The organism is Endoryza foliicola (assembly GCF_050589245.1).
GTDB lineage: Bacteria > Bacteroidota > Bacteroidia > Chitinophagales > Chitinophagaceae > Endoryza > Endoryza foliicola.
Genome location: NZ_JBOBEW010000002.1, coordinates 469034 through 480833, shown reverse-complemented (window position 1 = coordinate 480833; position 11800 = coordinate 469034). Strand labels below are relative to the sequence as shown.

Here is an 11800-nt window from a genome sequence, read left to right as displayed (position 1 = left end):
CTTTAGTTATGAACAAGATACTGTTCACTCCCCTACTCCTTTTAAGCAGTCTTTTTTCAAATGCACAAAAAATAGTGTTAGAAACTTGGGAGGATAAACCGAAACTGCACACGCTCGACAAACAATTTCAGAATGAATCGGCTGTAGTTCTTTATGATCTAAGAAGAATGGAGTATTACGACGAGAAGGATGGACTGGTTGGATTTAAAACACTGCATCGTATTGTAAAAGTACTAGACGATAAGGGTATTGAATCTTACAATAAAATCTACCTTGGAGTGGCTAATAGTAATGATATTTTGGATATCAAAGCTCGCTCCATTCAACCGGATGGGAAAATCGTAAATCTTGATAGAAATGATATCAAAGATTATAAAGACGATGAAGGCAATATGTATAAGATTTTTGCCATCGAAGGTTTAGTAAAAGGAAGTGAAGTAGAATACTATTATACCTACAAACGATCGGCAAGTTTCTTCATGAAAGAAATTATTCAGGAATCCATTCCGGTTGTAGAATCAAATGTTGAAATTATTGGCCCTAAACGCTTGATATTCGAGCCTAAAGTGTTCAATATCTCAACTATTACCCAATCACTCGATACTTCCGACGCTGAAAGAAGAATTGTTCGCTTCAAACAACAAAATATTGTAGGCGCTGAGAATGAAAAATACAGCAATTACAGAAGTAACCTTCAACGTATAGAATACAAGCTATCGTACAATGCATCGAGAAGTACCAGTGAACGATTGTTTACCTGGAATGAACTCGCTAAACGTGTTTTTGATATTTATAATCAGATTTCTGACAAAGATTTTAAACGAATCGGCGACTTCATCGATAAGAATAAATTTGATGCGTATAATTCAGAGAGAGATAAAATAGTGGCGGTTGAACAATATATCAAGAAGAACATTCGAACGGGAGAGGATATAGACGGTCAAGACTTTGAAAACATAGAAAAAATCCTGAAGAATAAGATCGCAAGTCATGGAGGAATTATTCGATTGTACGCTGGAATTTTCAGCCGCCTAGGCATTAGCTACAATTTTGTGTTAACAGGTGATCGCTCAACTTTTACACTAGACAAATCTTTTGAGAACTGGAGCAACGCTGAGAATACACTATTCTACTTCCCCAATCTGAAGAAATTCATGGCTCCTACTGCTTTGGAATACCGCTTTCCATGGATTCGTCCAGACTGGGGCGGAACCAATGGCCTTTTCTGTAAGTCAACTACAATAGGCAGCTTCAATACAGCAGTTGGTGAAGTAAAACCGATTCCATTAGAAGACTACACTTCAACATTAAATAATATTGAAGCAAGTGTTACCATCGATCCGGTAAAAGACAGCTTACTTATTGATATCAAACAAATTTACACCGGCTATACTTCTGCCATTTATCGAGCCACATTCACCTTTACTTCCGCTGAGGAACAAAGAAATATTCTAAAAGAAATGGTGAAATTCGGGACTAAATCGGAAAACATCGTAAGCTCAAAACTTGAAAATGCAGATTTTGAGTCCTATCCAGATAATAAGCCATTTGTACTTTCTGCATCAGTACGTGCTAATGAACTGATGGAACGTGCTGGAGATAAAATTCTAGTAAAAATTGGTGAGATCATCGGTCCTCAGGTTGAAATGTACCAGGAAAAGCCTCGCCAATTTCCTATGGAGTTGGACTATGGACACATTCTCGACAGAACTATTGAATTCAAGGTTCCGGAAGGCTACAAACTGAAAAATCCTGAAGATCTGAAGATCAATCACGTGTACCTCGACAATGGTAAACAAACCATGGGTTTTGTGAGTGACTATAAACTTGAAGGAAATAAATTGAAAATTAGAATCACCGAAGATTACCGCTTACTGTACTATCCGGTTTCCATTTATGAAGACTATAAGCGCATTATCAATGCCGCAGCTGATTTCAATAAAATAGTATTGGTATTAGAGAAACTATAATGAATACAGAAATTGTAATAATAGGAGCAAGTGGATTCATTGGTCAACACCTTTTGAACAAGGCATTGGCTGATGAATCCATCCATCTCGTAACCATTTTGGTTCGAAAAGAACTGCCCATTCAAAACCCTAAGTTGAAGCAGATAGTAGTGGATTTTTCAAATAGAGACCAAGTAAGTGCAGCCATTCCTCACCAAACCCCTATTTGCTGCGCCATTGGCACAACCATGAAAAATGTGAAAGGCAACTTGGAAGCCTATAGAAAAGTGGATTATGATATCCCGTTATTAACAGCGGAAATTGGTGCAGCGAAAGACACGTCAGCATTTATACTCGTGTCTGCTGTTGGGGCCAATGCACAATCAGGCAATTTTTATAGCAAACTGAAAGGCGAAACAGAACAAGCGTTAAAAACCGTTCAGTTAAAGAGCTTTCATATTCTTCAACCTTCCCTTTTAATGGGAAACAGAGCTGAAAAAAGAACCGGAGAAAGGATTGCTCAGTTTATTATGCCTCTCATTTCCTTCCTGCTACCGGATCGTTACAAACCCATACAAGGTTCTGATGTTGCCGCGTGTATGCTTCAATTGGGGAAATATCCAACCAATGGCATTCATTATCACTGGCACAAAGAAATCCTTAATTTAAGTAAGGTAGGCTAAATGGCGTCCACGTCAATATGCACTATCATTGCTTTGAAGCGCTTGTCTTGATGAACTTGTGCAACCATGTAAGCAAGGGCTTGTTTGCATCGCTGCATAATTCCGGGTTCTTTAGGAAGTTTCAAACTCAGCTCCATCAAATATTGATTCCGAATACGGTTGATAACAGGCTCGGCAGGGCCTACCAAAAATCCACCAAATTCTCTTTTTAACTGCTGTGCGAAACTAAGCGCACCTGCGGCTACTGTTTCTTTATGCCGATGCTTGAAAATGATCTTTATAAACCGCGAAAAAGGAGGATACAAAAATTGACGTCTTCCTATCATTTCATTAGCAAAGAAAAGATCGTACCGATGTTGTTGTACAAATTGTAATACAGGATGCTGTGTATTTGCAACTTGAATCAATACTTTGCCTTGCGCATTCTTTCGTCCTGCCCTTCCACTCACTTGTTCCATCAATTGATATGCACGCTCGTTTACTCGAAAATCGGCAAAACTCAAGATACTATCTGCGTCTAGAATGCCTACTAGGCTAACATGTTCAAAATCGAGCCCCTTTACCACCATTTGAGTTCCAACTAGAATATCTATTCTTCTATTTTCAAATTGTTGAATCAAAGCATCGTGCGCTTGCTTACCCCGAACGCTGTCGATATCCATTCTGGCAATTTTCGCCTTTGGAAATATCTCTTCCAATTGTTCTTCAATTTTCTCCGTACCAAAATTCTTTTGTATAAAAGAATCACTTCCACAAGCCATGCACCTATTTATTGGTGGATAAACTGTTCCACAGTAATGACAATGCAGTTTATGTGTTATTTTATGAAATGTAAGTGTTACATCGCAGTGCTTACAATGTGGAATCCAACCACATACTTCACAAATTTGATAAGGCACATACCCCCTGCGGTTCTGGAAGAGGATTACCTGCTCGCCTTTTAGCAAGGCTTGGGTAATGGCTTCTTGTAATGGTGGACTAATGATACTTTTTTCGCGATCCGCCTTCTTGATTAGTTTGGTATCAATCAATCCAATTGCCGGCATCTGAATGCCACCGAATCGTTCCTCCAAAGCCACATACCCATATTTCCCTGAATGAGCATTGTAATAGGTTTCAACAGAAGGAGTAGCACTACCCAACAACACTTTGGCTTTGAATAAACCGGCGTAATAGATGGCTGCGTCTCTTGCGTGGTAGCGCGGCGCAGGGTCTTGCTGCTTAAATGAAGCATCGTGCTCTTCATCAACAACAATCAATCCTAATTCTTGAAACGGTAAAAACAAACCCGACCTTGCCGCCAATATAATTTTAAGGGAACCTGATTTGATCTTATTCCAGATTTCAACGCGTTCATTTGGGTTGAACTTACTGTGATAAATTCCAATATACCCACCAAAATGCTGTTGAAGTCTTCTGATGATCTGCGAAGTAAGTGCAATCTCGGGTAACAAATACAAGACCTGTTTTCCCTCGCGAATAAACTCCTCAATCAACTTTATGTATACTTGAGTTTTTCCACTACTTGTTACACCATGAAGTAAACAAACATTTTTGCTATCCAAACAGGCTTTAACTTCAGTGAATGCTTTGCTCTGAGCGTCAGTTAATTCAAAATTGATGGTTACTTCTCTTGGCAAGTACTTAATTCGATCGATCTGACGCTTTTCAACACGTAAAATACATTTCTCAATCAATCCCTTCAATTGTGCATCAGTGGAATCACTCTTCTTCAACAACTCTGACTTTACAACTTCCCCCTCCGTTTTGGAAAGATGCAAATAGCTTAAAAGAAGCGACAACTGCTTTGGAGCTCTAGACCAACTGTTCAATAATTCTTCTAGTTTGGATTCGTTGTCGTAAGCAGGATTCAACTGCACATAGGATTCTTTTTTGGGAACATACTGTTCTCTCAATTCCTCCCAAACATGGCAAACTCCTTTTTCAATAATTGACTTAATAACAGGATATACATGATTCGCATCCAGAATTTGTTGAACCTCGGTAAGCTTGAGTTCTTTTTTAATATGAAGGGCTTCAGCCACTAAATATTCATCATGCTCTAGCATGGTAAAATCATCACCAAATTCTTCATTGAAAACTACAACGGTTTCAGAGCTTAATTTGAAATGAGAGGGCAAGGCAGCTATCATCACCTCCCCTTCGCTGCACATGTAGTAGTTGCCGATCCATTCCCAAAGTTTCAATTGTTCATCAAATAAAACAGGCTCTTGGTCTAAAACATTCAAGATATCTTTTGTTTCGATGAATTCAGGTTTTTGCTGATGCACCTGCTTTATTAACCCGGCATATTTTTTATTCTTTCCAAATATCACTTCTACTCTTACTCCAGGTTGAACTCGATCTAACAAATGCGCGGGTATTGACCAAGTATAGTTTTTAGGAACAGCCAAAGGAATGATCACTTCGGCATAATGAGAGGAAGAAGCAGGTGATTCAAACAGTCCATCTAATTGTTTTGCCACAAACTCATTTCGCATTGTTCACCTCCTTCTCTTTCACTTGATACTCTTGAACCCAACTTGCGTTGTATTCCAAAAGTTTCAATTCCATGACTTTGTAAACTTCTTGCTTCAAACGATCTAAGTCTTTCATGGTATATCCTTCCACAGATATGGGTGCCAAATAAACCGCCCTGCACTTACCTGGGCTTAAACTAAAAACAGATTTATAGTTCATTCGATCGTATGCATCTAAAAAAAGTATGGGTTTTATAGGCACCTGTGCTTCAATTGCTATCTTAAATGCGCCGTCGAAAAATGACTTAAGCGGTGTATGTTGTTCATTAAAGGTTCCTTCCGGAAAAATAAAAATAGAAATCCCTTTTTTAATAACAGATTTAAGAACTCGAACACTTTTTGCTCTGTTTTCAGCACTCGATCGATCTACTGTTACAATGGCTCGTTTATAGATGTAACCGAAGATGGGGATCTTTCCCATTTCTATCTTCCCAAGTACTCGAATGGGTTGCCTAACTGCTTTTACAATGATCGGAGCATCTAAGTATGAAATATGATTTGCGACGAAAATATAGTGTGCATTCTTGTCATGTGGCACTTCGTATATATTCTTTTGCCGAATGCCTATAAGGAAAAACCAACAGTCACCCCAAATCATACACATTCTAAAAATAAAATTCCCACCTTTTATTTTACCAAAAAGAGACCCCACTACCACAAAAGGTAGAACCAGAAGCATGATGATTAAAAAGGTCAATGCCGCCCAAACTAAATAAACAATCTTAAGAGGTGCCAGAATCCAACGCATGCAGCAAGTATAAAAAACAAAAATAACGACTTGTGAGGTATTAATGACAGTCGCATTGCCATTCCTGTTGTAAATCAATAACAGTTATGATCACATTTACTTCTTGTTTGGGTGCAACAATTACCCGTACCAATTGACCATCGCTTGTAGTACCCTCAACGGCATATTTAGGATCGGGTTTGCCATTCGGTTCGCTTTTCTTCCAATTAATGGTACCTTTTTCCAAAACCGCTTGAATCTCAGACGCTGTAATATGTCGACAATCCATTCTACAACGCGCGTGTTTGGTGAGTTTTAAAGCGGCATTTATGGTATAGGGCCTGTTTTGGGGTACTTCCTTACCTACTTTTGGCTCACAGCTCGCAAAGAAGAAACTAAGTAAAACGAGAAACACCCAAAGTCGCCGCATCAGTACAGTCATATGATTTACAATGTATTAGAACGAATATACCCCTTTTTTCGCTACTTGTATTATCTTTGCGCTTGTTATGACGGAAAAAAGAACAGTGGCATTTCATACGCTAGGTTGCAAACTCAACTATTCAGAAACATCAACACTTTCCAGATTATTGGAAAACGATGGCTTTGAAAAAAGAGAGTTCGATGATCTGGCCGACGTGTATGTGATTAATACCTGCTCTGTTACTGAAAATGCCGACAAAGAGTGTCGTCAACTGGTACGTCGAATTCAAAGAAAAGCTCCCGACAGTTTTGTTGTAATTACCGGTTGTTATGCGCAACTTAAACCAACGGAAATAGCTTCAATTCCGGGGGTAGATCTAGTATTGGGCGCTGCCGAAAAGTTCAACATCACCAAGCATTTGGTAGACCTTACCAAATCTGCCCAAGCTAAAGTACACAGTTGTGAAATTGATGAAGTTGATGGATTCAATGCATCGTTCTCACTTGCCGACAGAACCCGTACCTTCTTAAAAGTACAAGATGGATGTGATTACAATTGCTCATTCTGTACCATTCCAATGGCTAGAGGAAAAAGCCGAAGCAATACCATTGAAAAGGTGCTTGTACAAGCTCGTGAAATTGCAGCCTCCGGAGTAAAAGAGATTGTACTCACGGGTGTAAATTTGGGCGATTTTGGTGCCTACACTCCGGAATTAGCAGGGGCTGATGTAAAAGAAAGTTTTTTTGAACTAATTCAAGCACTCGATAAAGTAGAAGGAATAGAACGCTTTCGAATTTCTTCAATAGAACCCAATTTGCTTTCCAACGATATCATTTCATTCGTTGCAAACAGCAATAAATTCATGCCACATTTCCATATCCCTTTGCAAAGCGGAAGCAATAAAATCCTAGGATTAATGCGCCGCCGTTATAAAAGAGAATTGTATGCTGAAAGGGTTGCACTTATTAAGAAATTGATGCCGCATGCGGCCATTGGTGTAGATGTAATAGTAGGGTTTCCGGGAGAAACAGAAGAATATTTTGAAGAAACTTTTCAGTTTATACATGAATTAGATGTAACTTATCTTCACGTATTCACCTATTCAGAACGCGACCATACAAAAGCACTAGAAATTACCCCTGTAATTCCGGTGAATATCAGAAACGACCGAAACAAGCGATTGCGCAACCTGTCATATATGAAACAACAGTACTTCAACCAGCAATTTGCTGGCCAAGAACGAAAAGTATTGTTCGAATCTCACAACAAAAACGGTATGATGGAAGGCTACACCGATAACTATATCAAAGTAACCACCCCATATCGAGAAGAATGGAAAAATGAATTGGTTAACTGGACATTGTGATTTCCAGTGCAACCAAAGAGGTAAAGATTACGTTATTAAGAAAGAGAGGAGGATTATCATGAAGAAATTTCAGGTTACAATGCATTTTGAAATGGACGACGAATTTATGTCGCTCGTTCCCTCACATCGTGTTTATGTTAACAGTCTCATCGAAAAGGGGATTGTAGATCAATATGTTGTATCTATGGAAACGCAACGATTGTGGATCACCATGGGTGCCGAATCGAAACAAGAAGTGAGTCAGCGATTGAAGAAATCGCCGATCTATAAATATTGGGACGCTATTGAAATTGATGAGTTGTTTGTGATTGACGGACAGCATTATCGATTACCTGCCCTTCAAATGAATTAATACCAGATCAAGTATTTGTAAAATGCAGGAACTTCTCTGAAAGCCCCATCAATATCTCTTACAGAATACAGTTTTGAAGAAGCGTGGTAGATCGTATCGGCTATACCAAGCTTCTTAAATACCAATTCGCAGCGAGCAGCATGGTAAAACTGGGAAACAATGTACACGCTAGTGCATTGGTGATCTTTTTTCCATCTCAAAAAATTGACTGCGGTTTGGAATGAATTGATTCCCTGATCGTCTACAATAATTGCTGAATCGGGCACACCTTTTTTCAATAAGTACTTTTTCATTCCTGTTCCTTCAGGGTATAGATCATCCTTGCCAACACCTCCACTCACAAAAATATATTTGACTTTTTTCTTTTGATAAAGATCGTAAGCAACATCTACCCTACCTGCCGTCCAAGTGGCAAGCGTTCCATCGGAAAAAACGCGATTCCCCAATACAATAGCAACATCTGCCGATTCTTGATTGTCATTCAATCCATATACTGTAATAATCAAAGCGTGAACGAGTACAAAAGTAAAACCAACCCAAAACAATTGACGGAACCAAGTTCTACCCCATAACAATCGGAAAGGTCTAAAAATCGATTTTAACTGCATACTCAAATTTAATAAGAAAGCTGTGGCAAGTGGAGAAAACTAACAAGATTCAATAATTTAAATCAATAACTTTAGTGACCCAAAATCATCAACATGAGAAAATTCACTTTAACGTTACTGGTATTCCTTGTTTGCTTCTCAAGTTACAGTCAGTTCGCTAAATATTATGCTTCATTAAAATGGAGAAGCATTGGCCCATATAGGGGTGGGAGAACCGTTGGCGGCGTTGGTGTTCCTAGCGAACCCAATGTGTTTTATATCGGCGCCAACAATGGTGGCGTTTGGAAAACAACTGACTATGGTAGAACTTGGAATCCTATATTCGATGATCAACCAACCGGTTCAATAGGCGATATCGTGGTATCGCCATCAAACCCCAAAGTTATCTACGTAGGAAGTGGAGAAGGCATTCAAAGACCCGATCTATCAGTAGGTGATGGTGTATACAAATCTGTTGATGCAGGCAAAACCTGGACACATCTCGGGCTCTCTAATATTTTACAAATTGGTGGATTGGCCATTCACCCCACCAATGAAAACATCGTTTATGTTGCCGGTTTAGGTCATCCCTATGGTCCGAATAAAGAAAGAGGTATTTTCAAAACCACCGATGGAGGAAAAACATGGGAACATGTATTGTACATCGATGAAAATACCGGCGCTATTCAAGTTACCCTAGATCCTAAAAACCCGGATATTGTTTATGCAGATATGTGGGCCGGTAGACAAGGCCCTTGGGAAAACGGTGCATGGAATGGGCCTAATAGCGGTATGTTTAAATCCTTCGATGGAGGTAAAACATGGAAACGCCTCACAAAAGGGCTTCCCACACCTGCAGAGGGTTTAGGTAGAATCGGTTTTACGATTAGCCCCAGCGACCCAAACCGCCTGTATGCAACCGTTGATGCAGGTGATAACGGCGGGGTATACAGAAGCGATGACGCAGGAGAATCGTGGTATTGTCTCACTAAGGATGGACGCTTTTGGGGAAGAGGTGCCGATTTTGCAGAATTGAAAGTGGATCCTAATAATCGCGATCTAGTATACAGTGCCAATGTGGTGACTTGGAAATCGGCAGACGGTGGCTACAACTGGGAGGCCTTCAGAGGTGCACCGGGTGGCGACGATTACCATAGAATTTGGATTAATCCGAATAATTCGAACATCATGCTCTTGGTAAGCGACCAAGGCGCCATTGTTACGGTTAACGGAGGAGAAACCTTTTCTTCGTGGTACAATCAGTCTACCGCTCAATTTTATCATGTTAGCACTGACAATAGCTTTCCATATAATGTAATGTCGGGTCAACAAGAAAGTGGATCAGCCAGTGTTGCGTCTAGAGGCAATGACGGTGCCATTACCTTTAAAGATTGGCATCCGGTAGGCGTTGAAGAATACGGATACATTGCCGCCGATCCATTGGATCCAAACATAGTTTACGGAGGTAAAATAACCCGCTTCGATCGCAGAACCGGACAAGTTCAAAACATTGCGCCGGAAGCTATTCGTTCAGGAAAATACAGATTCATCAGAACGGCTCCCGTTCTCTTCTCTCCGGTTGACAATAAAACCTTGTATTTCGCCGGAAACGTTTTATTCAAAACCTTGAACGGAGGCCAAAATTGGGAAGTAATTAGTCCCGATCTAACTCGAGAAACCTGGGATGTACCAGCCTCAGTGGGGATCTATACATCTGAAAAGTTGAAAACCATGCCTCGCAGAGGTGTGATCTATACAGTAGCCCCTTCTAATTTCGACCTCAATACAATTTGGGTTGGAACAGACGATGGGTTGATTCATTTAACTAGAAACGGAGGAAAAACATGGACAAATTGTACACCTCCTGAAATCAGTTCTTGGCAAAAAGTATCGTTGATGGATGCGGGGCATTTCGACAATAATACTGCATATGCCGCCATCAATGCTATTCGCTGCGACGACCTACTTCCTCATATTTTCAGAACACATGATGGAGGAAAAACATGGAAAGAAATTACAAACGGTTTGCCAAACGATCCCATTAATGTTGTTCGTGAAGATCCTACTACCAAAGGATTGCTGTATGCCGGAAGTGAAAGAGCCGTATATGTTTCCTTTGATGATGGAGAACACTGGGAATCGCTTCGTTTAAACATGCCCGCTACATCCGTTCGCGATTTGGTTATCAAAGATCATGATCTGGTTGTGGGAACACATGGTCGTGGATTTTACATTTTAGATGATATCACTCCATTACGGAATATGGCATCTATTAAGCCAAACGAACCTGTATTCTTTAAGCCTTCGTATGCATACCGCGTGCGTTGGAGTATGTATACCGATACGCCTTATCCACAAGAGGAGCCAGCCGGAGAGAACCCTCCCGACGGAGCTCAACTCTATTATTACTTACCATCAAATGCGAAAGAAGTTAAAATTGAAATCAAAGATGGCAAAGGAAGCGTCATCAGAACCTATTCAAGTAATGATACTTTTTATGGCATACAAGGACTGAATATTCCTGACTATTGGATTCGTCGACAATCTATACTAAGCACTCAGCGGGGTGCACATCAATGGGTTTGGGATTTGCGCAAACAGCCACTGAACATTCAAGCGAGTTTTCCGATTGGAGCAGTGTATCACAATACGGCCCCCGATCCAACTTCCCCATTGGTAGCACCGGGCAAATACACAGTTGTTTTTACAGCAGACGGCGTTTCAAGCACAGGAATAGTGGAAGTGAAGCCCGATCCGAGAGTTAAAACATCGAAAGCGGATCTTCAATTGGTATATCAATTGGCTGATTCGGTGTATCAAGTTCGAAAAGCAGGATTGGAATGGGCTTCAAAAATTCAAAAAGCAAGTTCACTCACTGCCACTAAAGAGATGTTAGCAGGCTCTAAGGAACAACCCGGTTTGAACAGCATTTTATCGCGTGCGGGGTCTCTTTTTGGCCAAATTGACGATAATGATGTACGTCCCACAGCAATTTGCATCAAAGAAAGTCGCAAATTGGTAGCCGATTATTCTGCCTGGCTCAAACAATGGGGCAGCGTATTGAATACGGTAAAGTAAGGCAAAAGGGAATAAATTGGAATATTTTTCTCTGATAATCAACATCTTGCAAAGAAATCCCCGTTGGGGTAAAACTTTTCAAAGAAAGTTGATC

Annotated in this window: 9 protein-coding genes; 5 read left to right on the top strand and 4 right to left on the bottom strand. The window is 40.2% G+C overall.

The window, feature by feature from the left end:
• The first annotated feature begins 8 nt into the window (after nt 1–8).
• Both ACQ2HE_RS06255 and ACQ2HE_RS06250 read left to right on the top strand, forming a co-directional pair.
• Complete coding sequence (locus ACQ2HE_RS06255; protein WP_430897334.1) at nt 9–1970, top strand: DUF3857 domain-containing protein; 1962 nt, start codon at nt 9–11, stop codon at nt 1968–1970.
• Nucleotides 1970–2632, top strand: coding sequence for an NAD(P)H-binding protein (locus tag ACQ2HE_RS06250; RefSeq protein WP_430897336.1), 663 nt, complete (start codon nt 1970–1972; stop codon nt 2630–2632). Before ACQ2HE_RS06255 ends, ACQ2HE_RS06250 begins: the two co-directional genes overlap by 1 nt.
• On the opposite strand, the gene priA is transcribed toward ACQ2HE_RS06250, so the two are convergent.
• From priA to ACQ2HE_RS06235, 3 genes are read right to left on the bottom strand one after another with little or no spacing between them, the layout of a single operon-like run.
• Entirely contained in the window at nt 2629–5118 is a 2490-nt protein-coding gene (gene priA / locus ACQ2HE_RS06245) for a replication restart helicase PriA (RefSeq protein ID WP_430897338.1), read from the bottom strand. The two genes, ACQ2HE_RS06250 and priA, sit on opposite strands and share 4 nt — an antisense overlap.
• Nucleotides 5119–5122: 4 nt before the next feature.
• Nucleotides 5123–5920, bottom strand: coding sequence for a lysophospholipid acyltransferase family protein (locus tag ACQ2HE_RS06240; protein WP_430897340.1), 798 nt, complete (start codon nt 5918–5920; stop codon nt 5123–5125).
• A 40-nt stretch (nt 5921–5960) separates the two neighbouring features.
• Nucleotides 5961–6341 (bottom strand): DUF4258 domain-containing protein, encoded by a 381-nt coding sequence (locus ACQ2HE_RS06235; RefSeq protein ID WP_430897342.1) that lies wholly within the window; start codon nt 6339–6341, stop codon nt 5961–5963.
• A gap of 67 nt (nt 6342–6408) precedes the next feature.
• Between ACQ2HE_RS06235 and mtaB the strand changes: the two genes are divergently transcribed.
• Together mtaB and ACQ2HE_RS06225 are read left to right on the top strand one after the other, a co-directional pair.
• Complete coding sequence (gene mtaB / locus ACQ2HE_RS06230) at nt 6409–7689, top strand: tRNA (N(6)-L-threonylcarbamoyladenosine(37)-C(2))-methylthiotransferase MtaB (RefSeq protein ID WP_430897344.1); 1281 nt, start codon at nt 6409–6411, stop codon at nt 7687–7689.
• Between the two features lie 58 nt (nt 7690–7747).
• Nucleotides 7748–8041, top strand: a complete 294-nt coding sequence (locus ACQ2HE_RS06225; RefSeq protein ID WP_430897346.1) for a hypothetical protein — start codon at nt 7748–7750, stop codon at nt 8039–8041.
• On the opposite strand, the gene ACQ2HE_RS06220 is transcribed toward ACQ2HE_RS06225, so the two are convergent.
• Complete coding sequence (locus ACQ2HE_RS06220; RefSeq protein ID WP_430897348.1) at nt 8038–8649, bottom strand: YdcF family protein; 612 nt, start codon at nt 8647–8649, stop codon at nt 8038–8040. The genes ACQ2HE_RS06225 and ACQ2HE_RS06220 overlap by 4 nt on opposite strands.
• 93 nt (nt 8650–8742) lie before the next feature.
• On the opposite strand from ACQ2HE_RS06220, the gene ACQ2HE_RS06215 reads away from it, so the two are divergent.
• Nucleotides 8743–11706 (top strand): WD40/YVTN/BNR-like repeat-containing protein, encoded by a 2964-nt coding sequence (locus ACQ2HE_RS06215; protein ID WP_430897350.1) that lies wholly within the window; start codon nt 8743–8745, stop codon nt 11704–11706.
• The last annotated feature ends 94 nt before the right edge of the window (nt 11707–11800 follow it).